The sequence below is a fragment of the Pectobacterium sp. F1-1 genome (assembly GCF_025643735.1).
Lineage (GTDB): Bacteria > Pseudomonadota > Gammaproteobacteria > Enterobacterales > Enterobacteriaceae > Pectobacterium > Pectobacterium colocasium.
The window spans coordinates 4,268,295-4,295,272 of record NZ_CP104733.1; the positions used below are offsets into that span (position 1 = coordinate 4,268,295).

At 50.3% G+C, this 26,978-nt stretch carries 26 protein-coding genes and 3 pseudogenes; 10 read left to right on the forward strand and 19 right to left on the reverse strand.

Annotation, left to right across the window (positions count from 1 at the left end; translation table 11 throughout):
- The first annotated feature begins 78 nt into the window (after positions 1-78).
- Positions 79-1,578, forward strand: coding sequence for a PLP-dependent aminotransferase family protein (locus NAL19_RS19170; protein ID WP_263058162.1), 1,500 nt, complete (start codon positions 79-81; stop codon positions 1,576-1,578).
- Positions 1,579-1,756: 178 nt separating this feature from the next.
- Here NAL19_RS19170 and fkpA read toward each other — a convergent pair whose 3' ends face one another.
- Positions 1,757-2,575, reverse strand: coding sequence for an FKBP-type peptidyl-prolyl cis-trans isomerase (fkpA, locus tag NAL19_RS19175; RefSeq protein ID WP_225085996.1), 819 nt, complete (start codon positions 2,573-2,575; stop codon positions 1,757-1,759).
- Between the two features lie 282 nt (positions 2,576-2,857).
- On the opposite strand from fkpA, the gene NAL19_RS19180 reads away from it, so the two are divergent.
- Positions 2,858-3,076 (forward strand): protein SlyX, encoded by a 219-nt coding sequence (locus NAL19_RS19180; protein ID WP_015841942.1) that lies wholly within the window; start codon positions 2,858-2,860, stop codon positions 3,074-3,076.
- A gap of 96 nt (positions 3,077-3,172) precedes the next feature.
- Here NAL19_RS19180 and slyD read toward each other — a convergent pair whose 3' ends face one another.
- From slyD to kefG, 4 genes are all read right to left on the reverse strand, one after another.
- A complete protein-coding gene (slyD, locus tag NAL19_RS19185) occupies positions 3,173-3,757 on the reverse strand; it encodes a peptidylprolyl isomerase (protein ID WP_263058163.1) in 585 nt (194 codons plus the stop codon).
- A gap of 120 nt (positions 3,758-3,877) precedes the next feature.
- The gene (locus NAL19_RS19190) at positions 3,878-4,072 is read right to left on the reverse strand and encodes a YheV family putative zinc ribbon protein (protein WP_225085997.1); all 195 of its coding nucleotides are present in this window, start codon (positions 4,070-4,072) and stop codon (positions 3,878-3,880) included.
- Positions 4,073-4,148: 76 nt separating this feature from the next.
- The gene (gene kefB / locus NAL19_RS19195; protein ID WP_225085998.1) at positions 4,149-5,960 is read right to left on the reverse strand and encodes a glutathione-regulated potassium-efflux system protein KefB; all 1,812 of its coding nucleotides are present in this window, start codon (positions 5,958-5,960) and stop codon (positions 4,149-4,151) included.
- Position 5,961: 1 nt separating this feature from the next.
- Complete coding sequence (gene kefG / locus NAL19_RS19200) at positions 5,962-6,513, reverse strand: glutathione-regulated potassium-efflux system ancillary protein KefG (RefSeq protein WP_263059754.1); 552 nt, start codon at positions 6,511-6,513, stop codon at positions 5,962-5,964.
- A 125-nt stretch (positions 6,514-6,638) separates the two neighbouring features.
- Here kefG and NAL19_RS19205 point away from each other — a divergent pair, with 125 nt between their 5' ends.
- Entirely contained in the window at positions 6,639-8,552 is a 1,914-nt protein-coding gene (locus NAL19_RS19205; RefSeq protein ID WP_263058164.1) for an ABC transporter ATP-binding protein, read from the forward strand.
- Positions 8,553-8,612: 60 nt separating this feature from the next.
- Here the strand turns inward: NAL19_RS19205 and NAL19_RS19210 are convergent, their stop codons facing one another.
- Entirely contained in the window at positions 8,613-9,215 is a 603-nt protein-coding gene (locus NAL19_RS19210) for a LysE family translocator (protein WP_205550048.1), read from the reverse strand.
- A gap of 106 nt (positions 9,216-9,321) precedes the next feature.
- Here NAL19_RS19210 and NAL19_RS19215 point away from each other — a divergent pair, with 106 nt between their 5' ends.
- From NAL19_RS19215 to NAL19_RS19225, 3 genes are all read left to right on the forward strand, one after another.
- Positions 9,322-10,353 carry a hydrolase gene (locus NAL19_RS19215; RefSeq protein WP_263058165.1) on the forward strand — a complete coding sequence of 344 codons (1,032 nt, stop codon included), beginning with the start codon at positions 9,322-9,324 and terminating at the stop codon, positions 10,351-10,353.
- Positions 10,350-10,586: a YheU family protein gene (locus NAL19_RS19220; protein ID WP_263058166.1), complete on the forward strand. Its 237-nt coding sequence runs from the start codon at positions 10,350-10,352 to the stop codon at positions 10,584-10,586. Before NAL19_RS19215 ends, NAL19_RS19220 begins: the two co-directional genes overlap by 4 nt.
- A 125-nt stretch (positions 10,587-10,711) precedes the next feature.
- On the forward strand, positions 10,712-11,581 hold the full coding sequence (locus NAL19_RS19225) for a phosphoribulokinase (RefSeq protein ID WP_225086002.1): 870 nt from the start codon (positions 10,712-10,714) through the stop codon (positions 11,579-11,581).
- Positions 11,582-11,621: 40 nt separating this feature from the next.
- Here the strand turns inward: NAL19_RS19225 and NAL19_RS19230 are convergent, their stop codons facing one another.
- Positions 11,622-12,029 carry an OsmC family protein gene (locus NAL19_RS19230; RefSeq protein WP_225086003.1) on the reverse strand — a complete coding sequence of 136 codons (408 nt, stop codon included), beginning with the start codon at positions 12,027-12,029 and terminating at the stop codon, positions 11,622-11,624.
- Between the two features lie 376 nt (positions 12,030-12,405).
- On the opposite strand from NAL19_RS19230, the gene crp reads away from it, so the two are divergent.
- Positions 12,406-13,038 (forward strand): cAMP-activated global transcriptional regulator CRP, encoded by a 633-nt coding sequence (gene crp, locus NAL19_RS19235; protein WP_004090925.1) that lies wholly within the window; start codon positions 12,406-12,408, stop codon positions 13,036-13,038.
- A 155-nt stretch (positions 13,039-13,193) separates the two neighbouring features.
- Here crp and NAL19_RS19240 read toward each other — a convergent pair whose 3' ends face one another.
- The 7 genes and pseudogenes from NAL19_RS19240 to NAL19_RS19275 form a co-directional block, all read right to left on the reverse strand.
- Positions 13,194-14,420 (reverse strand): aspartate aminotransferase family protein, encoded by a 1,227-nt coding sequence (locus NAL19_RS19240; RefSeq protein WP_263058167.1) that lies wholly within the window; start codon positions 14,418-14,420, stop codon positions 13,194-13,196.
- A 119-nt stretch (positions 14,421-14,539) separates the two neighbouring features.
- Positions 14,540-15,115: an aminodeoxychorismate synthase component II gene (locus tag NAL19_RS19245; RefSeq protein ID WP_263058168.1), complete on the reverse strand. Its 576-nt coding sequence runs from the start codon at positions 15,113-15,115 to the stop codon at positions 14,540-14,542.
- Between the two features lie 476 nt (positions 15,116-15,591).
- The gene (locus NAL19_RS19250; RefSeq protein ID WP_233970897.1) at positions 15,592-16,680 is read right to left on the reverse strand and encodes a helicase RepA family protein; all 1,089 of its coding nucleotides are present in this window, start codon (positions 16,678-16,680) and stop codon (positions 15,592-15,594) included.
- A gap of 111 nt (positions 16,681-16,791) precedes the next feature.
- A pseudogene (locus tag NAL19_RS19255) lies at positions 16,792-17,658 on the reverse strand (primase-helicase zinc-binding domain-containing protein); the annotation flags it as partial.
- Positions 17,621-18,157 carry an ash family protein gene (locus tag NAL19_RS21885; RefSeq protein ID WP_411561406.1) on the reverse strand — a complete coding sequence of 179 codons (537 nt, stop codon included), beginning with the start codon at positions 18,155-18,157 and terminating at the stop codon, positions 17,621-17,623. The gene NAL19_RS21885 and the pseudogene NAL19_RS19255, both read right to left, overlap by 38 nt.
- Positions 18,154-18,354, reverse strand: a complete 201-nt coding sequence (locus tag NAL19_RS19270) for a helix-turn-helix transcriptional regulator (RefSeq protein WP_205539472.1) — start codon at positions 18,352-18,354, stop codon at positions 18,154-18,156. Before NAL19_RS19270 ends, NAL19_RS21885 begins: the two co-directional genes overlap by 4 nt.
- 2 nt (positions 18,355-18,356) lie before the next feature.
- Positions 18,357-19,235, reverse strand: a complete 879-nt coding sequence (locus NAL19_RS19275; RefSeq protein ID WP_263058169.1) for an integrase domain-containing protein — start codon at positions 19,233-19,235, stop codon at positions 18,357-18,359.
- A gap of 1,013 nt (positions 19,236-20,248) precedes the next feature.
- Between NAL19_RS19275 and NAL19_RS19280 the strand changes: the two are divergent.
- A pseudogene (locus NAL19_RS19280) lies at positions 20,249-20,350 on the forward strand (type II toxin-antitoxin system RelE/ParE family toxin); the annotation flags it as partial.
- Between the two features lie 19 nt (positions 20,351-20,369).
- Positions 20,370-20,693 (forward strand): helix-turn-helix domain-containing protein, encoded by a 324-nt coding sequence (locus tag NAL19_RS19285; RefSeq protein ID WP_263058170.1) that lies wholly within the window; start codon positions 20,370-20,372, stop codon positions 20,691-20,693.
- Between the two features lie 231 nt (positions 20,694-20,924).
- On the opposite strand, the gene NAL19_RS19290 is transcribed toward NAL19_RS19285, so the two are convergent.
- The 5 genes and pseudogenes from NAL19_RS19290 to NAL19_RS19310 all read right to left on the reverse strand — a co-directional run.
- Complete coding sequence (locus NAL19_RS19290; protein ID WP_263058171.1) at positions 20,925-22,091, reverse strand: MFS transporter; 1,167 nt, start codon at positions 22,089-22,091, stop codon at positions 20,925-20,927.
- Positions 22,076-23,113: a ThiF family adenylyltransferase gene (locus tag NAL19_RS19295; RefSeq protein WP_263058172.1), complete on the reverse strand. Its 1,038-nt coding sequence runs from the start codon at positions 23,111-23,113 to the stop codon at positions 22,076-22,078. The genes NAL19_RS19290 and NAL19_RS19295 overlap by 16 nt, the downstream gene beginning before the upstream one ends.
- Positions 23,114-23,345: 232 nt before the next feature.
- Entirely contained in the window at positions 23,346-23,540 is a 195-nt protein-coding gene (locus NAL19_RS19300; protein WP_263058173.1) for a hypothetical protein, read from the reverse strand.
- Positions 23,541-23,742: 202 nt separating this feature from the next.
- Positions 23,743-24,660: a tyrosine-type recombinase/integrase gene (locus NAL19_RS19305; RefSeq protein ID WP_263058174.1), complete on the reverse strand. Its 918-nt coding sequence runs from the start codon at positions 24,658-24,660 to the stop codon at positions 23,743-23,745.
- Between the two features lie 21 nt (positions 24,661-24,681).
- A pseudogene (locus NAL19_RS19310) lies at positions 24,682-24,990 on the reverse strand (Arm DNA-binding domain-containing protein); the annotation flags it as partial.
- Positions 24,991-25,789: 799 nt separating this feature from the next.
- Between NAL19_RS19310 and pelA the strand changes: the two are divergent.
- Positions 25,790-26,914: a pectate lyase PelA gene (pelA, locus tag NAL19_RS19315; protein ID WP_263058175.1), complete on the forward strand. Its 1,125-nt coding sequence runs from the start codon at positions 25,790-25,792 to the stop codon at positions 26,912-26,914.
- Positions 26,915-26,978 lie beyond the last annotated feature (64 nt).

Here is a 26,978-nt window from a genome sequence, read left to right on the forward strand (position 1 = left end):
GAATGGATTGTGAAACGCATTTATAGACTTAAAATAGCCGGATGTTCCCCACCATTTTTATGACAAGAGGCAGACCAATTGTTCAAACACGCCCAGCTTGAATCAGTCAAAGCCTGGATTAGCGATCCTGCGCAAGGTGCCCTCCCCCTGCACGCCCGCATCCAGCGGGCGATTCGCCAATTAATCCTCGATGGCGCTCTTGATGTGGGCAAATCCTTACCCGCCTCACGCGCGCTGGCGACATCACTGGGAGTGTCGCGCGATACGGTCGAATCGGCTTACAGCCAGCTGCATGCGGAAGGATTTATCGAACGTCGTGTTGGCAGTGGCAGCTTCGTGTCAGAGCGGGCAAAGCGTCTACCGGGGCGCGGCAAAGCGCGGAAAACGGGAGACAGCAAAGCAGAACTACGCCTCAGCCAACGCGGTAGCGCCATGTTCCAGAATGGTGGGGTACGTGATTTCATCATCCCGCGCGCGTTCGCGCCCGGCGTGCCGGAAACACGCAGTTTTCCCCTCCAGACGTGGGAACGGCTGGAGAGGCAGGTGCTAAAAGAATATGGCACACGGGCGCTGTTACACAGTCCGCCGCAGGGCATGGAAGCACTGAGGCGCGCCATCGCAGATTATGTCAATCTCGAACGGGGCGCTCGCGCCACGCCCGATCGCGTATTGGTACTAACCAGTTCCCAGCAAGCGCTAACCCTGTGCGCGAATGTCCTGCTGGATGCAGGCGATCGGATCTGCCTTGAAGATCCCGTGTACCACGGCGCACGCAAGGCATTCGAGGCGGCCGGACTCGCGTGCGTGCCCATCCCATTAGATGCCGATGGTTTGCAGGTCGAATACCTGCTTGAGGCAAGTCATGCGAATAATACGCCCGCTAAAGCGGTGTTCCTGACGCCCTCACACCAGTTTCCAACCGGAGCCACGCTGGCGCTGGATCGGCGTCTGGCCGTTATCGAATGGGCCTGGCAGCACCAGAGCTGGATTATTGAAGACGACTACGACAGCGAGTTCCACTATGTGGGCAAACCTACCGCCTGTGTACAGGGGCTCGACCCGCACGATCGAACCATCTACATCGGCACCTTCACCAAATCGCTGTTTCCCGGCCTGCGCATCGGTTACATGGTTCTGCCGCCGCAGTTGGTTGCCCCGATGACCGTGGCTCGTACTCTGATGGATGGACACAGTGCCCCCATTCCACAGCTCACGCTGGCCCGTTTTATCGAAGGGGGACACTTCGGTGCCTATGTACGCACAATGCGCGCCGTTTATGCAGAACGCCGCGATGAGCTGGCACGGCTGGTGCGCCATCATCTGGCTGACTTCGTGGAACCGCGGGTGCCAGCCGGAGGCATGCAGATGCCCTGCCTCTTCATCCGTGACATCCCGGAACACGATGCGGTGGAATCTGCACGTCGGGCCGGCATCGACCTGCTCGGGCTGACAGCACTGTATGCGTCGTCGGGTCAGCATCAAGCCGGCTTCCTCATGGGGTTTGCCGCCCATGAGCCTCATGAACTGGAGATTGCCGTCAAGGTATTAGCGAAGGTGCTACGTGCGCTGTGCCGATGAACAATGGCAGAAAGTGAATGAGTGATGACGTCCCGGCCAACGGGAAAATATCAATCAGGCTGAAGGTGAACGCCATTAAAAGGCATTTGCGGGAAAAAGGATGAGGCCGCAGACAATCGCTTAAAGCAAAAAAAACCGCAGGCCGAAACCTGCGGTTATATCATCGTTATCGCGATGCTTATTTAGCGGCTTTTTCTTCTGCTGCTGGTTTTTCAGCTTTCGCATCATCCGCTGCTTTCAGATCAGCGTCGGATTTAATGTCCAGCAGTTCAACGTCGAACACCAGCGTAGAGTTAGCCGGGATACCAGGCACGCCATTTTCGCCATAGGCCAGTGCAGGTGGGATAGCCAGCTTGATTTTGCCGCCTTTCTTAACGTGTTTCAGGCCTTCGGTCCAGCCAGGAATCACACCGTCCAGACGGAAAGAAAGCGGCTCGCCACGTTTGTAGGAGTTATCGAACTCGCTACCGTCAACCAGCGTACCTTTGTAGTTAACCACCACGGTATCGCTGTCTTTCGGCGCATTGCCGCTACCTTCTTTCTCAACCTGATACAGAAGGCCAGATGCGGTTTTCTTCACGCCTTTTTCTTTCGCGAAGGACTCAAGATACTTGGCGCCTTTGTCCGCGTTATCTTTCGCATCTTGCTTCATTTTGGCTTCAGCGGCAGCTTTTACTTTGCCTTCAAAACCTTGCAGCGTTTTCTCGATTTCTTCGTCAGTCAGCTTGCTCTTGTCAGCAAACGCATCCTGCACGCCGGCAATCAGCTGTTCTTTATCCAGCTTAATACCTAATTTTTCTTGTTCTTTCAGGGAATTATCCATATAACGCCCTAAAGATGCACCTAACGCATAAGCCGCTGCCTGCTCATCGTTCTTGAATTTTGCTGCCGCAGTATTGTCAGACGCCTGCGCCTTGTCTGCCGCCAGAACCTGGCCTGCGTTCAGAGCCAGAGCCATCGTTGTTGCTAACAGCGTTACTTTAAACAGTGATTTCATCCATTTCTCCAGCATCTGGAGCGACGCGCCCCAGCCATCATTAAAATACATTCGCGCCTACTATAACTGTGCGGACGAAGACAACACAACGATGCACTCGACAATCCTTTGATAAAAAACGTCAGGAAGCTTTTCCGGCATCATTTGTGTCGTCCTAAGGCCATCTGGCAACAATATGCCCCACTTTGGAAGGTTCATTGCGCCCTACTGCGACCGTTTTTACTACCAGAAGTTTCCGCTTTCTGACAAACTCGCGGGTAACAAGAAGTAAGGGGAATACCGATGTCACCATCAGCACTTGAAGAACGGCTCGAACAGCTGGAAAGCCGACAGGCTTTTCAGGAAGTCACCATAGAAGAGCTTAACCAAACGGTTATTCAACACGAGCGGGAAATTAGCCGCCTGCGCGAACACGTGCGTCTACTCACCGACAGGGTTCGCAACCAGCAAACGTCGCTCGTTGCTCCCCAGTCGGAAGAAACGCCGCCGCCGCATTATTGAGATCTGCGCCCGTGATATCGGCGCTCAAAACAAGTCAGATATAAAAAAACCTCAGGTGATAATCATCAACCTGAGGTTTTTATGCGCTACGACTAATTAGTGGCAGCCGCATCCACCGTGGCCGCCGCAGCCGCCTTTACCGTGCTGGTGACCATGGTCGTGCTCGTGATCGTGGCCATGACCGCCACAGCAGCCGTCGCCGTGCTCATGATCGTGCTCACCGTGAACGTGACCGTGCGCCAGCTCTTCTTCCGTTGCTTCGCGGATAGCGACAACTTCAACGTTGAAGCTCAGGTTCTGGCCTGCCAGCATGTGGTTGCCGTCGACCACAACGTGGTCGTCTTCAACTTCGGTGATTTCAACCGGTACTGGACCCTGATCGGTCTCAGCCAGGAAACGCATGCCAACCTGCAACTCGTCAACGCCCATAAAGACATCTTTCGGTACGCGCTGAACCAGATTCTCATCATAGTTGCCGTAAGCGTCGTTGGAACCGATGTTCACATCGAACTTCTCACCCGCTTCACGGCCTTCCAACGCTTTTTCCAGACCAGAAATCAGGGAACCGTGACCATGCAGATAGTCCAACGGCGCGCTCACCGGAGACTCATCAACCAACACACCGTCTTCTGTACGTACCTGATAGGCCAGGCTGACCACCAGATCTTTTGCTACTTTCATGATATCTCCTACCGTTGGAAATCAAACTGGCGCAAATTGTAGCTGAAAAATGTCCCTATGTACCGTCCGGAATCAAAAAACGTCAACGGTTGGCGACAATGCCATCACGGCATTCATCCCTCATTCAGGCCGGAAGATCCCGATAATCTCGTTAGCCTGCGGCGTGGCTGCCGCAACGGGTTCATCAGTCTGACTCTGGCGATATCCGCACTTCACGCACACCACCACCTCAACGTCATCCTCTCGTCCAACTGCCAGTGTGTCCTGCGCCTGACACGTCGGGCACACGGCTCCTGCAATAAAGCGTTTACGCATGATAACTCCCATTCATCTCCGCCCTAAAATCTAGATTCTGAAATCTAGAACCTACTCTACTAGGCGTTATTGGTGCTTACTCGTCATCCTCATCCCACACACTAGGCCGACGACGCTCACGCTGCATTTCTCGCTGGAAAATATCCTCCAGTTCGCGTCGCGCTTCTTTCACACGGGAAATTTGTGCGACATCTCCCGTCAGCTGCGGCATCAGCTCACGCAGCATACGCATATCCAGACGGCGGAAGTGCTGTTGCGCACGCATCGCCTGATGGGGGTGCATACCCAATGTCACCAGCGTTTTTCGCCCCAACTCTAACGCGCTGGAAAAGGTTTCACGCGAAAAATGTCTTACACCCGTCTGCAACAGCTCATGAGCTTCAACACGTCCGCGCGCCCGCGCCAGAATTTCCAGATTCGGAAAATGCTGCTGACAGAGATGCACAATCTCCATCGTATCTTCCGGCGCATTACAGGTAATCACGATTGAGCGCGCTTTATCCGCGCCCGCCGAACGCAGCAGTTCCAGCTCGGTGGCATCGCCATAGTAAACCTTATAGCCATAGCTGCGCATCAGGCTCACGGCGCTGATGTCACGTTCCAAAACCGTAATCCGCATTTTGTTCGCCATGAGCAAACGGCTGATCACCTGCCCGAAACGGCCGAACCCCACCACAATCACCTGTGGCTCGTCATCCTCGACATACGGTTTCTCATCCGGTACATCCTGCACGTTATAACGACGCGCCAGAATGCGGTCGATCACCTGCATCAGCAGCGGCGTCGTCATCATCGATAAGGTCACCGTCACTAGCAACAGCGGCAGCTGTTCGCCTTTCAAGACGTTGAATGACGCCGCAGCGGAGAACAGGACGAACGCAAATTCGCCGCCCTGACTCAGCACGCCGGCAAACTGCAAGCGCTCGGAGCGGCGCATCCGGTTAACCCGCGCAAGGAAATAGAGTACAGCCGCTTTCACTGCCACCAGCACCATCACCGCAATCATAATCTTCACGATGTGGGTGTAGAGGATGCCGAGATTCAGCGCCATCCCCACCGAGATAAAGAACAGGCCCAGCAACAAGCCTTTGAACGGTTCGATGGCAATTTCCAGCTCATGCCTATACTCGCTTTCCGCCAGCAAAATACCGGCGATAAACGTCCCTAGCGCCATGGAAAGCCCCAGCGTTTCCATAAACAGCGCCGAGCCAAGCACCAGCAACAGCGCGGCGGCAGTAAACACCTCGCGCACGCCAGATGCCGCGATAAAGCGGAACAGCGGACGCACCAGATAGCGGCCACCGATTAACATACCGAGAAACGCAGCGACCTTCAGACCAATCCGTTCCCAATCCCCGAAATCGCCCTGCACACCCGCCAGAATCGGAATCAACGCCAATGCAGGAATTACCGCGAGATCCTGAAACAGCAGGACAGAGAACCCCAGTTGCCCGGACTCGCTACGGTTCATGCCCTTTTCGCGCATCAGCTGTAGCGCCATGGCCGTCGACGACATCGCCAGCCCGACGCCGCCAATCAGCGCGGACTGCCACGAAAAGTCAGTCAGATACAAGGCGCCGCCTAAAAGTAGCGTACTCAGGCCAACCTGAGCCGCGCCAACGCCAAAGATCGAGCGACGCAGCGTCCACAGCTTGGAGGGATTCAATTCCAGACCGATGATGAACATCAGGAAAACGACACCCAGCTCCGAGAAGTGCAGAATAGCGTCCACATCACGGATAAAGCCGAGTCCCCAGGGGCCAATAGCGATCCCGGCGATCAAATAGCCCAATACGGCACCAATGCCTAATCGAGCCGCAATTGGTACGGCTACGACCGCCACAAACAAAAACAAGACTCCGGCGGTCAGTAGCGCAGAACTCTCCATATTAGCGTTCCTCTTCAGGTAAAGGGGAGGCTAGCCATTCACCATAAGCTCTGGCTTGACTCGATAACACATCAGGCTGTAAACGACGCGCCCAGTAAACAATCATAGGGGGCATCCAATGCATACGGCACATTGCCGCCGTCAGCTCAAACGGACGGAGCAACTCTTCCATCGAGTAACGATTATTCCCGTCAGGATGGTAGGCATCTTCCGGCTCACCGGTCGTAATCACCGAGCGCCAGTATTTCCCCGCCAGCGCATTACCGCCAATCCCGTTGGCAAAACCGCGGGATAGCACTCTATCGAGCCACTCTTTCAGCAAAGCCGGACAGCTGTAGGTATAAAATGGATGTTGGAAAACAATGACCTGATGCTCACGCAGCAGCTGTTGTTCATGATGAATATCGATAAAAAAATCAGGATAGTGTGCGTAAAGATCGTGCACGGTTACATTCGCCAACTGCTGCGCCGGTTGCAATAAGACCCGGTTTGCCACCGAGTCCTGTGGTTCCGGATGGGCATACAGCAGCAAAATCTTCGGTGGCTGCGACATCATTCCCCTCCAAAGCGTCGTCATAATAATCGTTTTCCGTTACCATGCAGCGCAACGACTAAAAACAGGACACCGCGTGTCCTGATATGTCCATAATTTAACATACTCTGAACAGACGGCGCTTTATGATTGTTTTCTCTTCGCTGCAAATTCGACGTGGTGTGCGCGTTCTGATCGACAACGCGACAGCAACGGTTAATCCCGGCCAGAAAGTCGGTCTGGTTGGCAAGAACGGCTGTGGTAAATCTACCCTGCTGTCCTTACTGAAAGGTGAAATCAGCGCCGACGGCGGCAGCGCGACATTCCCGCAAAACTGGTCGCTGGCCTGGGTCAACCAGGAAACACCGGCATTGGACAAACCCGCGCTGGACTACGTGATTGACGGCGACCGCGAGTTCCGCCAACTGGAAGCCGCGTTGCAGACCGCCAACGAAGAGAACGACGGCAACGCCATTGCCACGCTACACGGCAAGCTGGATGCGATTCAGGCCTGGACGATTCAGGCCAGAGCCTCCAGCCTGCTCAATGGGCTAGGGTTTTCTCAATCACAGTTACAGCAGCCTGTCAGCGCTTTTTCCGGCGGCTGGCGGATGCGTCTGAATCTGGCACAGGCGCTGATCTGTCGTTCAGACCTGCTGCTGCTGGATGAACCCACCAACCACCTCGATCTGGATGCCGTCATCTGGCTGGAAAAGTGGCTGAAAAACTACACAGGCACGCTGGTTCTTATCTCGCACGACCGCGATTTCCTCGATCCGGTGGTGACCAAAATTCTGCATATCGAACAGCAGTCGCTCAACGAGTACACCGGCAACTACTCCTCGTTTGAACGCCAGCGTGCCACCCGTCTTGCACAGCAGCAGTCGCTCTATGAACATCAGCAGGAGCGCGTCGCGCATCTGCAACACTATATTGACCGCTTCCGCGCGAAAGCGACCAAAGCCAAGCAGGCACAAAGCCGGATAAAAATGCTGGAACGCATGGAGCTGATTGCCCCCGCGCATGTCGATAACCCCTTCCGCTTCAGCTTTCGCGCCCCGGAATCGTTGCCTAATCCATTAATGAAGATGGAAAAGGTCAGCGCGGGCTATGGCGACAAGCTGATTCTCGAATCGATCAAACTTAATTTAGTGCCGGGTTCCCGCATCGGGCTGCTCGGCCATAACGGCGCGGGTAAATCCACGCTGATCAAGCTGCTTGCTGGCACACTTGCCCCACTCAAAGGGGAAATCGGGCTGGCGAAAGGCGTGAAGCTCGGTTACTTCGCCCAGCATCAGTTAGAGTTTTTGCGTGCGGACGAGTCGCCTTTACAACATCTGGTGCGTCTGGCAGAGCGGGAAACGGAACAGCAGCTACGCGACTACCTCGGCGGCTTCGGCTTTCAGGGCGATAAGGTCACAGAGATCACCGAACGTTTCTCCGGCGGCGAAAAAGCCCGTCTGGTACTGGCGCTGATCGTCTGGCAGCGTCCGAATCTCCTGCTGCTCGACGAACCGACCAACCACCTCGATCTGGATATGCGTCAGGCGTTGACCGAGGCGTTAATCGATTTTGAAGGCGCGTTGGTTGTCGTTTCGCACGACAGGCACCTGATCCGTTCAACCACGGACGATCTCTATTTGGTACACGACCAGAAAGTCGAACCGTTCGACGGCGATTTGGAAGATTACCAACAGTGGCTGGTTGGCCTGCAACGTCAGGAAAATGCGGCGGCTGAAACGCCAAAGGAGAATGCCGCCAACAGCGCGCAGGGCAGAAAAGATCAGAAACGCCGTGAAGCTGAGTTGAGAACGCAAACCCAGCCGCTGCGTAAACAGATCGCTAAGCTTGAACAGCAGATGGAAAAGCTGGGTGAAACGCTGGCAGCGCTTGAAGCCCGACTAGCGGACAGCGCAATCTACGACATCAGCCGCAAGGCCGAACTCACCGACTGCCTGCAACAGCAAACCAAAGTCAAAATCGAGCTGGAAGAAACGGAGCTGTCCTGGCTGGATGCGCAGGAACAGCTAGAGAAAATGATGCAGAGCGATTCGCTTTAAGATTTGTATTTTAAGAGGCATAGCGAGCGGAAAACCGCTCGCGACGTTATCAACGCAGCCTTAATGCCAAATAAGCAGCACGCAGGCGGCGGTCAGCAGGCCCATTGACACATTAAAGATAATCCACGCTTTCTTACTGCGTAGCAGTCGCCCAATCATCGTGCCGAACCCGAGCCAGATGACGCCGGACACCAGATTGACCAGCACAATCCCGATGCTTATCGCGATCACTGACTGATTATAGCCTTCCCCCGCCAGACTAAAGCTGGCAACCGCGCCCAGCGCCATGAGCCACGCTTTCGGGTTCAGGAATTGCAGCAACCACCCCTGATAAAGCCGGATCGGCTGCGGTGGAGCAACGGACGTTTCCAGCCGTTCATAAGCTGCCGTGGCGATTTTCCACGCTAGCCAGAGCAGATAGGCGCTACCAAGGACTTTCAGGATAACGTGCAAGGAAGGATAAATCAGAATCAGCCCACCGACACCGAATGCCACCAGCAGCAGAATGCTTTGCATACCCAGCATGATGCCAATCATCAGCCACAGTGAACGCATAAAGCCAAAATTCGCGCCCGAGGTGGTCAACAGCATATTATTCGGACCCGGCGTGATGGCCGCGACCCACAAAAACCCTAACATCGACAGAAATAAACTCAGTTCCATTATTTGTGGGCGCTCCTGACCCAAATATCGTACCAACTGGCAGCATTGAAGCTAACAGTGTGATATTGATCGTACAAGAGCCGACAATAAGATTTCCATATCCTTTATGTATGACCATTTTCATCCGCTGAGCGGTGCCCATAACCCGCATCTGCAAACGCTACTCCCGCGTCTGATTCGCCGTCGCGTACAGTTTTCACCCGTCTGGCAATCGCTCGAATTACCCGACGGCGATTTCGTCGACCTGGCGTGGAGCGAAGCGCCCGAACAGGCTCGGCACAAACCGCGAGTGGTGCTGTTTCACGGGTTGGAAGGCAGCTTTCATAGCCCCTATGCCCACGGTCTGCTGCATGCCTGTAAACAACGCGGCTGGCTGGCCGTCATCATGCATTTTCGCGGATGCAGCGGTAAGCCCAACCGGATGAAACGTATTTACCACTCTGGTGAAACCAGTGATGCCAGCTATTTTCTGCACTGGATGCAAGAAACGCTGGGCGAGGTGCCTACCGCCGCCATCGGCGTTTCGCTCGGCGGCAACATGCTGGCCTACCTGCTTGCCCAGCAGGGCGAAGCCTGTTCTTTGTCGGCTGCCGTGGTTGTCTCCGCACCATTGATGCTCGAACCCTGTAGCCGTCGAATGGAACAAGGCTTCTCCCGTGTCTACCAGCACTACCTGCTGCGCCTGCTGAAGCAAAACGCCGGCCGCAAGCTGGCGGCCTACCCGGACACGCTGCCGATTCAGTTACCGCAGTTGAAGCAAATTCGCCAACTGCGAGAGTTTGATGACGTCATTACTTCACGTGTCCACGGCTTCCGCGATGCCGCCGACTACTATCAACGCTGTAGCGCCCTGCCGCTGTTGCCTCAGATTCGCAAACCGCTGCTCATCATCCATGCGAAGGACGATCCTTTCATGACGTCAGAGGTGATTCCCGATCTGTCACAGTTACCGTCTAATATTGAATATCAGCTAACAGAACACGGCGGGCATGTCGGCTTCGTCGGTGGAACGTTGCTGAAACCGGAGATGTGGCTGGAACAACGCATTCCCAGCTGGCTTAGCCCGTTTTTGGACCACGCCAGCGACTCTTCAGGCACTTTTTATGCAGAAACTTTTTATTCAGGAGGAATAGCGTGATTATTCCCTGGCAACAGCTCGATCCAGAAACGCTGGATAACATCATCGAATCTTTCGTCCTGCGGGAAGGCACCGATTACGGCGAACAGGAGCGGTCGCTGGCGCAGAAAGTGGAAGATATCCGCAAACAGCTCAAATCGGGCGAGGTGGTGTTGGTGTGGTCAGAGTTACATGAGACCCTCAATATTATGCCGCGCGGCCAGTTCAATGAAGGAGGACATGCCCCTTATTGAGCATGCCGAAAGGCGTGAAAGAATACGCCAAACATGCTAACAATGATAAAAACTTAGGTCATTTTTGAGGATGCGCGCGGGCTCTCAGCCGATGCGTGTATCGCGATCACGGAGTTACGCGCCTTATGTCACATCAGCATCCGATTATTGCAGTTACCGGCTCCAGCGGGGCGGGAACGACAACAACCAGTCTGGCCTTCCGTAAGATTTTTCAACAGTTTGACCTGCGCGCCGCCCAGTTGGAAGGGGACAGTTTTCATCGCTATACCCGCCCGGAAATGGATATGGCCATTCGCAAAGCGCGTGATTTAGGGCGCCACATCAGCTACTTCGGTCCTGAAGCAAATGACTTCAGCCTGCTGGAACAGTCGTTTATCGAATACGGTCTGCACGGACGCGGCCAGACGCGTAAATATCTGCATACCTACGATGAAGCCATTCCCTACAATCAGGTTCCCGGAACCTTCACACCGTGGGAGCCGATGCCGGAACCCACCGATATCCTGTTTTATGAAGGGCTGCACGGCGGCGTCGTCACCGACCAAAACGACGTGGCACAGCATGTCGATTTGCTCGTCGGCGTGGTGCCGATTGTCAACCTGGAATGGATCCAAAAGCTGATTCGTGATGTCAATGAACGTGGTCACTCGCGTGAAGCGGTGATGGATTCCGTCGTCCGTTCGATGGAAGACTACATCACCTACATCACCCCGCAGTTCTCCCGTACGCACATCAACTTCCAGCGTGTGCCCACCGTGGACACCTCCAACCCGTTTGCTGCCAAGTCGATTCCCTCACTGGATGAAAGCTTCGTCGTCATTCACTTTCAGGGGTTGGATAATATTGATTATCCCTATCTGCTGGCCATGTTGCAGGGATCGTTTATCTCCCACATCAACACGTTGGTCGTTCCCGGCGGGAAAATGGGGCTGGCGATGGAGCTCATCATGGCACCGCTGGTGCAGCGGTTAATGGAAGGGAAAACCATCGAATAAGCCAGACTGGGCACGGCAGAACCGTGCCCAGAAGAAGGGATCAACCCAACACTCTAATTTCGTGGCTGTGCGTCACCTCAACGGCTTTGCCCAGCATCAATGCCACAGAGCAGTATTTTTCCGCCGACAGGGCGACAGCTCGTTCAACGGCTTTGTCGGTCAGCCCTTTCCCCGTCACGATAAAATGCAGATTGATATGGGTAAATAAGCGCGGCGCTTCAGACCGGCGCTCTGACGTCAGTTTCACTTCACAGCCCGCCACATCGTTGCGGCCTTTTTGCAGAATCGAAACCACATCAATCGCGCTGCATCCCCCCACAGACATCAACACCATTTCCATCGGGCTGGGCGCTTTATCGCCGGAATTGCCGTCCATCAATATCTGGTGCCCTGACGCGGATTCGCCCAAAAACGTTAAGCCTTCAACCCATTTTACCCGTGCCTGCATGGTGCCTCTCCACTAAAAATTTTTTGAAAATTTATACCGTTACTGTACAAAAACCAGCGTTAATCAGAGCTTTGTCATGCTGAAGCGAGACAACACAAGACACGTCCTTAAAGCTGTGTTAAAACGAAAACAGAATAGACCTTTTCTGGACAAACCCAGAAACGAAGAAGATGATGACGTAGCCGGACATACCCCAGCCACGTTTACGGTGCGGCAAGGCAGCAACCGGAAAATCAAGGGTACAGTGGTTCCAGTATATTCCCTGACGTCATTCTGCCTAGACTGAATTTTATTTTTTTGAGCAGTTAAACACGCCGTACAGGGAACTCTGACCCCTGTAATTTGCGCAGTGAATTACAACAGAGGATGATAGCGAATGGTTCTCGGCAAACCGCAAACAGACCCAACTCTCGAATGGTTCCTTTCCCATTGTCATATCCACAAGTATCCATCGAAGAGCACGCTTATTCACCAAGGTGAAAAAGCAGAAACGCTTTACTACATCGTGAAAGGCTCTGTCGCAGTGCTAATCAAAGATGAAGAAGGCAAGGAAATGATCCTTTCCTACCTCAATCAGGGCGATTTTATCGGCGAGCTCGGCCTGTTTGAAGAAGGTCAGGAACGCAGCGCTTGGGTGCGGGCAAAAACCGCCTGTGAAGTGGCTGAAATTTCCTATAAAAAATTCCGCCAGCTCATTCAGGTTAACCCAGATATCCTCATGCGTCTGTCTGCGCAAATGGCAAGCAGACTCCAGGTGACTTCAGAGAAAGTCGGCAACCTCGCCTTCCTTGATGTGACCGGTCGTATTGCTCAAACTCTACTCAACCTGGCCAAACAACCTGATGCCATGACGCATCCAGATGGCATGCAAATAAAAATTACCCGTCAGGAAATTGGGCAAATCGTTGGCTGCTCGCGTGAAACCGTGGGCCGCATTCTGAAAATGTTAGAAGACCAGAACCTGATCTCGGCACACGGTAAAACGATTGTCGTTTACGGCACTCGCTAAATCCCTGTCGCTGTACCCTACCCACAAAAAAGCGTGAAGCCTCGGCCTCACGCTTTTTTTATGGCGAGCTTCCTGCTCGCCACCCTTCGGACCGCCGCAAGCGGCGTTGAAAAACGTTCTCTAAGTTTTCCTATCACACCGTTTTCAGTGAGTAATCAATTTGCTGCATTAACAACCTGTGCGACGGCGTTGGCGAACTTCTCCATCCCCTGCGCAATGTCATCCTCATCAATGATCAAAGACGGCACAAAGCGGATGACGTTCGGCCCTGCCATCAGCACCATCAGACCCTGAGCCGTTGCAGCAGCCAAAAACTCACCCGCGCGGCCATGCCACTGCGGTTTTAGTTCTGCCCCCAGCAGGAGCCCCATGCCGCGAACCTGCTCGAATACGCCGTACTGCTGGTTGACTTTCTCCAGTTCACTGACAAAGCGATCGTGCCGATCCGCGACGCCTGACAGCACTTCCGGCGTATTGATGATATCCAGCGCAGCTTCCGCCACCGCACAAGCCAACGGGTTGCCGCCATAGGTGGTGCCGTGTACCCCAACCGTCATGGCCGATGCGATCTCTTCCGTCGTCAGCATCGCACTAATCGGGAAACCGCCGCCCAGCGCTTTAGCAGTGGTGAGAATATCCGGCGTAATACCGTAATGCATATAGCTGAATAATTTACCGGTACGCCCCATCCCACTCTGCACTTCATCAAATACCAGCAGCGCCTTGTGTTGATTGCACAGCTCGCGAACGCCTTGCAAAAACTCAGGCGTAGCCGGTGTAATGCCGCCCTCGCCCTGAATCGGCTCCAGCACGACAGCACAAGTGTGATCGTCCATCACCGCTTTGACCGCAGCCAGATCGTTGAAAGGAACATGGACAATATCCGCAGGCTTAGGCCCGAAACCATCGGCATACTTAGGCTGTCCACCAACCGAAACGGTAAACAACGTCCGGCCGTGGAACGCATTGTAGAAGGCGATGATCTTGGTTTTATACGGGCTATGACGTTTAACCGCATAGTGACGTGCCAACTTAAACGCCGCTTCGTTAGCTTCAGCGCCGGAGTTAACAAAAAACACGCGATCGGCAAAAGTGGCATCAATCAATTTACTGGCGAGGCGTAGCGCAGGCTCGTTGGTGAAAATATTGCTGGTGTGCCACAGCTTTTCACCCTGCTGCTGCAATGCGTTCACCAGCGCAGGATGGCAATGACCCAGTGCCGTAACCGCAATGCCACCGGAGAAATCAATATACTCACGGCCGTCCTGATCCCAGACGCGGCTCCCTTTACCTTTCACTGGTACAAACTTCGCGGGTGCATAAACCGGCAAAATCACTTTATCGTGAGTATCCCGTGTCACTGCTTTCTGCTCTGCTGCCATTTGCTGCCTCACTCTGCTATCCATCACGTTAGAATGAAAATATAGTCAATAAATATGCATAAAAAATCAATTACAGGCAATATTAAATCGGCCACTGGAGAGAATAACTTTCTATCTCACTAAATTTTAAGGAAATTATCCAAAAGTTGATGCCCTTGCTGGCTGAGGATGCTTTCAGGATGAAACTGCACACCTTCCAGCGGAAGCGAGCGATGGCGGATCCCCATAATCTCGTCACGCTGACCTTCATGTTCGCTCCAGGCCGTGACTTCAAAGCAATCGGGTAGCGAGGAAGAATCAATGATGAGTGAATGGTAGCGAGTAACCTTCAAAGGCAGAGCTAGCCCCGTGAAAACACCTGTATTGCTATGCGCAATCGCAGACGTTTTCCCGTGCATGACCTGCCGTGCCCGCACCACGCGCGCGCCGAACGCCTGCCCCATCGCCTGATGGCCAAGGCACACGCCCAGAATCGGTAATTTATCGGCGAAGTGACGGATAGCCGCCAGTGAAATGCCCGCCTCATCCGGCGTACAGGGGCCAGGGGAAATGACCAATCTCTCAGGCGCAAGCCGTTCAATCTCACGCAGCGTGAGTTCATCATTACGCTTCACCACAACCTGCGCGCCAAGCTCACAAAAGTATTGGTAAAGGTTGTAGGTAAAGGAATCGTAGTTATCGATAATTAGCAGCATAAATTAGTTAACTTATTGATAAATAATAAAAATTTTATTTAATCTTTCTTTCCATACCCGCAATTTTTTTCGATACATGCTTATGGACTAAAGCGGTAAAGGCCATTGTACCCGTCTCCAGCATGAAAGGGATGACAAGAAATTTACGTTAACAAAACGCTAAAAATATCTATGACCATACGGAGGAATCCATCACACCGCGCCAGCCCTTTTTTGGGAGGGGCTGGCGCTCATCTTTCTTATGTAGGTAATTTTTCCATGACTCACTCGATCGGGAACAGAGAGCCATCCCCCACCTTGCCCCCACTTACTCAAGGATCACGGCTTCCCCCACCTGATTTTCATGACTAAATTAAAAATGATTACTTATTAGTGAGTTAAGTTATTCCCCCATTTCGCGCCTATATATGCGTGGGAAGTGGGGGAAAATGCCGGATAGAAGGACTTCTTATCCGTTCGCCCCCACTTTCCCCCGTTTAATCCCCCACCTTATTCCGTTGTGATAGCGGCGTAATCCGCTCCCCCTCAAAGGCGATCAGGCCATCCTTTTCCAGCTTGTCCAGCCAGCGGGTAAACTTCTTGTTCACATCAAAGCCCATTGCCCGCATGTCGTCACGCACCAATGAGCGGGTGCAGCCTTCACCGTTGGCTGTGCGTGAGCGAATAGCCTGCCACAGCGCAAAATGATTTTCCGTCAGCCGTGGGATACCGGCTAAATCGGGATCGCTGGCAGCCTCATCCTCTCTGACTTCACGGCCTTCATCGTTCAGCACCAGCGAGGTGATCTGGTCGCCATCATCATCCACGTACAGATCGACGGCATTCAGGTCATAGGCACGACGCGGTGGTTCTTCCGCATCCTTCATCTTGGTGCAACTGAGGATCAAGGCGCCGCCTTCACCTTCACGCCTGACGTTAAATTCTACGTCCAGCGCGGCACGAAAGGCGCTGGAGCCCCGCGCCCCTTTATCCTGATCTTTACCGGAATGATGAATAATCAGCACCGTCGCCTGTGTCGCTGCTTTAATCGCGTCACATCCCTGAATGAATGCGCCCATATCTTTAGCCGCGTTCTCATCCGAACCGCCAAAACAGCGGGCGAGCGTATCCAGAATAATCAGGCGAACTGGCATACCGGAGGCGACTTTCACATCGCGGGCGGCACGTATCACCTGTTGCACGCTCTCCGGACTGGCCGGAAAAATCGGGCAATCGACACGATACAGTGCATCAATCGGGCTACCGCCGTTAAGCGTCTGCTCCCATGCCCGGATACGGCGGGGAACGCCAATCCCACCTTCACCAACAACATAAATCACCGCACCCTGTGTCACCGGCTTGCCTGCCCACGGTTTGCCGGTGGCGATATGGCATCCCCACGATACCGCCAGAAAAGACTTATACGAGCCACTGGCACCGTAAGCGCTGGCGACGGATGAACTCGGCAGATAGCCTTTAATCAGGTAGTCCTGCCGCGTATCAAAACCGTCAGAGCCTTTACGCAGGGGTAAGGCTGTGTTGAAGGCCGGTGTAGCGGAATCGGTGCGGACTAACGGGGTATACATCGTGTCGGGCTGATAGCGTTGTTTGTTGAACGCGGATTTGGTGGCCTCAAGCCCGTATTGCTGACGGTAATCATCCCAGTCACAGAGCGTTGTGGTGGGCGGTAACGACACCCAGCCGTCCACCGCGAGCGCGGCTTTTTCAGCCTGTTCCTTACCGATATTGGTTGAACCGTCGGCATGCAGGTCATGATCGCCCGCCAGAATAATAGTGGCATCGGGATACCAGCCACGCAGCGCTTGGGCGACGTTCATCAGGTTATTGGCCGACACCGCAGCGACCACCGCCGCCGTGGTGATCTGGCTGATGGTCAGGCCGGTGGCGTATCCTTCGGTGATCACAATGGTGTCCGGCTCTTTCGGGTAATGCACCGCAATGAAAGCGCCTTTCAACTGCGAACCGGGCAGTAGGCGTTTTTCTCCGTCGTCGTTAATCAACTGTGCGCCGATCAGTTCACCGGAAACGCGATGCAATTTCAGCAGCAGGCTTCCCTCATCAAACAGCACGCCGCCGATGTGCATTTTTTGCTGTGCAGTCAGGCGGGCATGGACGATAGAGAATCCTTTTGCTTTCAGGTAGGCGCTTTCGCCGTTCCTTGAATGGGTCAGCATCTGCTTGATTTTATCGGCCAGCGGTGGGCGCTCAGTGGCTTTTTCCCTGGCTGGCGCAGTTGAGGCAGGGAGTGTCAGCGCGGCCACCTGTTTTGCGGCATCTGACAGGTCACAGTTTTTCACCCGTGCGACCAGATCAAGGCCATCACCATGACCGCATTGATTGCAAAACCACGTTCCCCGTCCTTCCTTGTCGTCAAAGCGGAAGCGATCTTTGCCGCCGCAGGCAGGACAAGCGCCATGTTTACCGCCGGAAGGCATCGGAATCGCCAGTGCGGACAGAATGGTACGCCAGCGGTGGCGCGACTGTGCGGTAATGTCTGAAACGAATTTACTCATCGTCAGCCACCTCCGCTTGCAGCGCGTCATTCAACTGGTTCAGACGCTCCCACAGGATAAATATCAGCAGCTCTTTCGCGAGCGCGTTGTCGAGTTCAATGATAGCGTAGGCCAGCGCCCGACAGTGGTCGACGAGTTCTTCTAACGTCAGAGGAGTGGGGTCATACATGGTGTACCCCCGCAGAAAAAAAGAAAGATTGCGGGTAGAGAAAGGGAAGGATCGTAGCCATAAGGCAGCCTCCGTGGTAAGCAGGGTATCACTACCACCTGAGACGCCAACCTCTATGGTGGTAGCCCAGACGGGGTTGGCGTAACCGGTTACCACGTAGCCCGGCGCTCCTTGCGGAGCCCCCGCCTGAGCCACCATTGACAGGTATGCGCAGGCATCGCCTAATAAAAGACACGTAATAAATCCGTGTCTTTTAGGCAACGTGGTAAGTGTCGGAACGCCAATTCCGGCTACGGATTTTGCCGCAGCATCAGCAGTATATCGTAAATTGCCCGCCAGAAAAAAATAACAATGCATCATGGTTTAACCTCCCCGCGCTGGCTGATACGCGCCGCGATCCAGTCATTCACCTCACTTTCCACCCACGCTACCGAGCGAGCGCCGATTTTGACCGTCTGAGGGAAGTCCCCCTGCTTCATCAGCAGGTAAATCCACGATTTCCTGAGGCCGGTTTTTTTCATCACACCCGATAAGCGAATCAACGTGTTATCCGTCATGTTCAATCCTCCTTCCGGGTGTAAACCCGCTCGACATAGCGTCCACGACCATCACCGTGGCCGAGATCCATAGAGGTTAATGCTCTGGCTTCACTGCGGGAAAAGCCCTGTGACAGGTAATAACGTATGGCATCCTGCGCCCATGCGTAGCGCAGGCTGTGTGGGGAGTAGTGGCCGGTCAGCCCTAAGCGGGTGGTCTGCGTGCGCCAGAAATTCATAGCGGTTTTCAGGTCGGGTTTATCGATCAACCTGCCGTTACGCGCTTCGGCCACCTTTAGCGCTTCTTTTACTGCCCGTTGAATCGCTTCGCGATCGATAATCCGGGTTTCGCGTGGCCTGCCGCCTTTGGTGCCAAACACCACGGTCAGCATCTGTTGATGGCACTCAAGCTGCTTTTCCCATGTCTTCAGCGAACTGGCGCACTGCACCGCTTCCTGAGAGCGCAGCCCCAGCAATCGGGCAAGCTGAAGTGCGCAGGCCAGCCCTTTATCACGCTGCTGCGCCGCGAGCAGAACAGCCTGATAGTGTTCGTCCGGGATAGCGAATTTTGTCCCGGCACGGCTTGCGCCACTCAGCCCCAACGCGTTGTTGGTCAGGCGATCAGAAACGGCGAGCTTTTCCCGTCCTCCCTGCTTAAACACCGTGCGTAGCGCCGCCATTTCGTTGTGCAGGGTACGAAGGGCAATCCGCTGTGACAGGCGCTCGCAGACATAACTTTCGATATGTCTGGCTTTGAGATACTTAACGTCACGCACCTGAATATTCAGCGCCAGAAGGTGACGGCACAGCCTGTCCATGATGCGGATACGATCATGAACCGTCTTGTAGCTCCCGCCAGCCTGTTTCGCCAGCGTGGTCATTTCACGACTTAATTTACTCATGCAACTTACCTCTCATAATTCAACTGGATGCTTTTCTCTGGCGCATGGGAAAGGGCAGAAACAATCGCAATTGACCTGCCTTGAACGATACCTGTGCGCCAGAGCGAACAGCAGTTGAGGTCTTGGGAGGTGTCGGCTAGGCACTCGGTGCGGCCGCCTGCGGTTGCAGGATTTCCTCTCAGGCGGTTAGGCCTGCCTCGGTATCGGTTCAATCTCCTGTAAAAAAAGCGATCAGTCCGGCACAAACGGGTGTGTCAGATTCATGACGCAGTAGTTGAGGTGCATGTCTCAGGGGCTGATGGGGTCTTCGGCTGCGGCGTCACTTTCATCCGTTGACACGGAAAAAGTGACGCCAGTGCAGACGTTGCCGGCAGGCGCGTAGCAGATGCCTGAAGGCATAGCAACGCGCAGCCAGCACGTTCACACGCGCAGACGCAAATCATTGAGACGAGTAAAATCGAAGCCGCGTGATAACGCGAACTTACGAGGATAAGCGCTGTTTAAGCCGCCTATGAAGTGAAATCACCACAACGATAAACGTTGCAGCTACGGCCAGTCTCCTACGGCATGGAAGCCGCTCTCTGGCTGGGTATAGTAAGCCCACGGCAATGTTGGGCTTGAAGTAAAGTAGTCAAAACGGACCTTCATCACCACGCTCGCAACGGCGTTCAAACTACCCAGTGATATCTGCTTTCAAAGGCTGGCAGATTTACCACACGCAACTGAGCGTGTTCTTCCTTGCAGGCTACGGAAGTGTTTGTGGTCGCCCGAAGGCGTCAGTCTCAGACCACGCTCTATTCCTTATGACTTTGGCAGTGTGACCACCCGAAGGCGTTTCTCACAGGTCACTCGTATCATCCCGATACTGGAAACATTGGTGGCTGTCATCGACAGCAAGTTTTCATGGTCAAAAATACGACAGAGCTTTGCAAGTTTCAAGCACTTTGACTCTGCCAGAAAAGGGAGTAATCTAGCACCAAGTGCTATAGTTAAGGTTACAGGATGTCGGCCTGATGCGTGTATTCAAAACCAAATGGTTCACTAAGGCGGCTAAATCCCACGCCATTAAGGATAGCGAGTTGTGTGAAGCTATTGAGGCGGTGATCAAGAGTAAAGAACGGGTGGAGATTTGCCATGACCGCAAAAAGTAAATCCAAAAGTCCTGCATTTGAGGCTATCCATAGCGCGGCTTCTGGATTATTCAGCGTTGACGCAATCCCTCAGGAAACTATGCGCAACTTTGATAAAGCGTGCCTCAACAGCGTGGACGATCTTCAGCCTATTGAAATCAAGGCGCTGCGTGAGAAGCTGAACGTCAGCCAACCGGTTTTTGCCCGTTACCTGAATACCAGTGTTTCAACCGTGCAGAAATGGGAAAGCGGCGTAAAACGCCCCAGCGGGTTATCACTGAAACTGCTTACCGTGGTGCAGAAGCATGGGTTGAAGGTGTTGGTTTGATTAGTATACCTGCAATGAGTTAGGATTCGGCTATCACTCTTCATCAAAGATGAATGCTATTATCGACATACTCAGCTAAGTGGTCGATTTGTGATCTCTGGCAATCACCCTGATCGGCTGAGTTTCCCTCAATAAACCTACTATTTTGAGATTATTTAGCACATTGATCCAGCATCAATGAGGAAATAAAGCCTCCTAACGGATAAGATAAGCAGTGCTTAAAATAAATTATTATTCATTCCTATAAAATTTATAGGCTGCGAGAAATAAAGCTGCTAAAAACGCGCACATTAGCAAGTTAAAATTAATACCTATTTTAGAAATAAAGAATGCAGAAAGAGGCATAAATACAAACATCAATATTTTTGAAAATACCGCCGCAGATGACATAATAGTTGATCTAAAACCTTCAGGGCTATTTTCAATAAGTTTCGCAGTACTGATACTTGAAAGTAGTGAAGCTATGAAAAATAGCATACACATTGAAAAAATTGAAACCCATACTATTGAACTAAATATAACTGTACTTATAGTTGAAAGAGTTAAAGATAATATTATAGAAATATTAGTTCCTCTTTTATTACCGAATTTCTCAACCACTAAACCTGCCACTGATTGAGAAAGAAGAATGAAAAAAAACGCCACACCATAAATCAACTTCCCGTCAACATAATGTTCATTATTAATTATTAACACCTGCCAGTACTGTATCAATATTTGTAACGATATAGAAAGCAATAAATTAAGATACAAATAATATGTAAGACAACTTTCTTTCATAAAAAATAAAGAGATTATTTTTTTTAGAATAGAAAAAAAACCGCCTTCAAAAGAGTTAAGATTATGTCGGTCAGGAGGAAGAAAAAGAGACAGACCAAAAACCAGCATCATCAATAGTGCGGAAATAAACCATACAGCACCTTCTACCCTCTCATAAACAACCACCCCTAAAATAGAAAAAAACGCCATAAATAAAAAATTATATTTCTGATACTTTGAAAATATACTTATGGAGGTTATATCATTATCATATAGTTTTGACTTATCATATAAATAAGATGCAAATGTTCCAGACATTAACCCAAGTGATATAGCATTGAATAATTCAGCTATCAAAAAATGAATAAATGTTGTACCAATGCCTGTAACAGCAAGCCACAGTGATGCGGTCAGGATGCTTAAACAGATTGAAAACTTCCTACTATATCGATCAGAGAAATGTGAAAGAGGTATATCTATAAAGACGAGAACAAATCCTTGAAAGGCCTTCAACCAACCAATCTCTGGTAAAGTCAGCCCCTTACTTAAAAGAAAAATAACGGAGAATGCTCCAATTAACATTCTCACGCAACCAAATGATATTCCTACGCCATTAACGATAATTAGAGATTTTGACATACTTTACAATTCTTATTTATAGAAAAATCTTGTTCTTCCACTTTTAGCGTATAATCGTGTAAGCCGATTCTTCTGTTTATTGTTGATATGGCCTCGGAACCTGCAAGATATCGGATTATATCTGCCGTAGCTAACGCTGATGCGGTTGCATTTACCGGAGGAAAAGTTGCTGATTTAAAACGATTATTTATACATTTCAATATTGCAGAATTGTCACCACTGCTTTTTGCACTCAAGCTTAACCTTTCACAACCACATGCATGGCATCCTGTTTTCCCTGGTATAACAAAAGGTCCCCATACAGCAATATCATTCATGTAACATACGTTAATATAGGGTACCTTATTCTTGATGCAGTATTTATTAACCACTGTTACAATATCTTCTGAATCAGCAGATAGAATGATTAAGTCACTTTTTGGTAACTTATCTAGATCGTTTTCATCTTTTATATAAAGATCTATAGAATTAATATTACATTCAGAGTTTCTTTCTTTTAGTCTTTTGGCAAGAATTTCAACTTTCCTGCATCCTACATTGTGTTCATCAAACAATATCTGACGTGTCAAATTAGAAAGCTCAATGTAATCCCCATCAACGAGATTAACATGACCTACACCATTACTAACAAGGGCTGCACTTATATGGTTACCAATACCTCCACACCCTAATACAGTAACAGTAGAGTTTCTCATATTTTTTTCAGCTTGTTCTACATTTAACCCAAGACTTTGATAATAATAATAAGTGCGGCTGTATCGACTAGTCATTGATACTTCGCATGATTCAACTATAAAATTATTTTCTATTAAATACTGCAATGTCCCAGGTATCTCACTAACTATATCTATTTTCTCTAATTCTGATAATTCAATAGGTTCAATAGCTTTAGCTGCAAGAGAAATGATACATTTCCATTGTTCTTCTGATTTTATTTTCACTTGTTTTGAACCAAGACCGAGATAATTTCCATCTCGAAGTTCTTGTGCAATTACATATTTACCTAAAACATACTTATTCAAAGTATAATCTCCATATTACTTCTCTATTAATGGGGAGGCATCCGCCTCCCCCATTATTAATTAGTTATTTCCCATTGAACTATGCATATCATTCCTCCTTTTTAATGAAAGTTAATTTATTGTGCACATATATATCAGCAATCTGTGATATTTCGGTCAGCATAGTATTGAGTCGACACATTAAAAAATGTGACACAAATCACATTTAGAGAGAAATGCAAAAAAATAGACTTTAAAAAAAACACTCAATAATCACAATAATCACAATAATCACAATAATCACAATAATCACAATAATCACAATAATCACAATAATCACAATAATCACAATAATCACAATAATCACAATAATCACAATAATCACAATAATCACAATAATCACAATAATCACAATAATCACAATAACCACAATAATCACAATAATCACAATAATTAACCATTATCATGCATACTGAATTAATAAAAAATGTTTACAACGCTAATCAATAATAAATATTCAATTCGAATATATTATTTTATTTCTGGTATTTTTAAATTTTATGGCACCTACAACTTAACCTCATGACTTGACGAAATGCCCTCTACCAAACTCAGCGACAAGGCCAAAAACTCCGTATTCCAACCCAGAACTATAATAAATTACCAACAAAATCCGCCCACACTTGCATCATCTTACGCCGTTCATCCAGATACTCCGCACGGTTGTAACTTGCCCGTACCTTGTTACGTTCAGTATGAGCAAGCTGGCGTTCGATCACATCTGGGCGGTATCCCATTTCATTTAAAATAGTTGATGCGGTAGCGCGAAAGCCGTGCGCAGAAAAACCGATGCTGTCCTTGCCATTAAATCCCATACGCTCAAGCGCACGGTTAAGAGTGGTCGCCGTCATACAATCCTGCGGGTTCCGATAATTCGGAAACAACCATCCACGTCCGCCAGTATATGTTTGTAGTTCTCGTAACAGAACAATCGCCTGCGTTGATAACGGGACGATATGCTCTTCTCGCATCTTCATTCTTCCTGCAGGGATTCGCCACTCGGCTCCATCCAAATCAAATTCATTCCATTCTGCTTTGCGAAGCTCAACGGTTCTGACAAACGTCAGTAACATCAATTTTAGGGCAATCACCGTGGTTCGATAGCCACCATAGCGATTCAGTGCCTGCATGAAATCCGCAATTTCAGTACGAGACAGGGGTTTATGATGCTCAACTTTAGGGCGGCGTATCGCGCCTTTGAGCGCAGCCGCCGGATCGTTATCTGCTCGAAGCGTTGCTACTGCGTAACGAAATATTGCAGATGACCATTGCCTGACCAGCAGAGCAACCGTCTCTGCCCCTCGCCCTTCAATACGTTTAATGATCTCAAGCAGGTGAGCCGCTTTAACACTTTTTAGCGGCAACTTACCAATGGCAGGGAATACATCGGCAGCAAAGAAGCGTTCTACCTGCCGTAAGTAGTACGGTGTCCAGTCTGGTGACTTTTTATCGATCCATTCACGCGCAACGGCTTCGAAGGTATTCGCATTTGCACTGTGGTTTGCCATGCGTTCTAGCTGGCGCTGATGTACTGGATGTACCGCCTGTTTGACTAAAGCTCTCGCTTTATCATGCTCTGCGCGGGCTTCAGCAAGGCTCAGTGTTGGATACTCTCCCAGAGCAAATACGTTTTCTTTTCCTGCAATACGGTATCGGTAGCGCCACAGTTTTGAACCGGATGGACGAACCTCCAGATACAGGCCACCGCCATCAGCCAGCTTTATCGGTTTGTTGGTCGATTTGGTACTACGAATTTTAGCATCAGTCAGCGGCCTAGGATTGCGGGTATCAGATAAACGATACCCGCAAAGATACCCGCTATTTTCATGGATAACAATGGACTACTTGATCCACTAATGAACGATAATTCACTGTAATTTAATGAAATAAAACTATGAAGTGGAGCGTAACAAACGCCAATGGACGTCAATGACAGTTATAGATAATTAGCAGCATAGTTATTATACAGGTAGTCAGAAAAGCCGTACTAACATACATGAAATTCGTGTCAGGCACCCAACCGTTGTCGCCAGCAAAGACAGAAGGCGCCCCATCGCGATCTAATAAAAATAGCACGATAATAATCACGTAGTTTATAAGTAATTTACTCTTGTAATAAACATCTTTATTAATAGGTAATATTTATTATTCATCTCTATAGAAAATGATTTCTTTGAAATCATTTTTAACAAAAAAATAATAACCAAAAATTCCTTATGAATTAATTAAGTTTTTTCATCTGGCATGAAAAAACGATAGGATTTTTTTATCATCGATGTTTATTTTTGATGGCGATCACAGTTGCCTACCGAGTGAATAAATCCCACATGAAGACTGGGTAAAAATAAAGAATCCATATTGAAAAAATGAGCGTAAAAAACACAATGTATTGAATTTAAAGCGTTTAAATAGAAATTAGTTTCCATTTAAAAGTAATAACCACAAATCCGCTAAGTTGTCCTATTTTATTTAACTAATATATTTAACGCCCCATCTTGTATTGTTTATTTTTTCTGTTAACACTTATCTCGGCTTTATAGACAAACCTTAATTTCATTTTTGTTGAAACAGCCTTTTTATTACACAGGGTGTGTAGTGATAAATACCCAAAAAAATCTATGTCAAGGAGAGTACACAATGAAATACCTACTGCCTTCTGCAGCCGCTGGGCTGTTGCTGCTTGCTGCCCAACCTACAATGGCGGCAAATACGGGAGGTTATGCCACCACGGACGGCGGCGACATTTCCGGTGCAGTGAAAAAGACGGCGCGTTCTCTGCAAGAGATCGTCGATATCATTGAGGCTGCGAAAAAAGACTCAAGCGGTAAAGAGGTCAAAGGGGGAGCCTACCCGCTCATTATTACCTACAACGGCAATGAAGATGCGCTAATCAAAGCCGCCGAAGCTAACATCTGCGGCCAGTGGAGCAAAGATCCACGCGGTGTGGAAATCAAAGAGTTCACCAAGGGGATCACCATCCTCGGGACCAACGGTTCTTCCGCTAACTTCGGTATCTGGATTGTCAACTCTTCCAACGTTGTCGTGCGTAACATGCGCTTCGGCTACATGCCGGGTGGCGCAAAAGATGGTGATGCTATCCGTATTGATAACTCGCCGAACGTCTGGATCGATCACAACGAGATCTTCGCTAAGAACTTCGAATGCGCCGGTACACCAGACAACGATACGACTTTTGAGTCAGCTGTCGATATCAAGAAAGCCTCAACCAACGTCACGGTATCCTACAACTATATCCATGGCGTGAAAAAAGTGGGTCTGAGCGGTTCCAGCAACACGGATACGGGTCGTAACCTGACTTACCATCACAATATTTATAGCGATGTTAACTCACGTCTGCCGCTGCAACGTGGTGGCCAGGTTCACGCGTACAACAACCTGTATGATGGCATCAAAAGTTCAGGCTTTAACGTTCGTCAGAAAGGGATTGCACTGATCGAAAGCAACTGGTTCGAAAATGCGCTCAACCCAGTGACCGCACGTAATGATGACTCCAACTTCGGTACCTGGGAACTGCGTAACAACAACATTACCAGCCCATCTGATTTTGCTAAATACAACATCACCTGGGGTAAACCATCCACACCACACATCAATGCGGATGACTGGAAAAGCACGGGCAAATTCCCTGCTCTCCCGTATAGCTACTCCCCAGTTTCCCCACAGTGCGTGAAGGATAAACTGGCAAGCTACGCTGGCGTAGGTAAAAACCTGGCTGTACTGACTGCCGCTAACTGTAAATAAGCACAATAAACCCGGCTCATTCACTCTGTACCGGGTTCTCTCTGAGCGAGCCATTCAGGCTCGC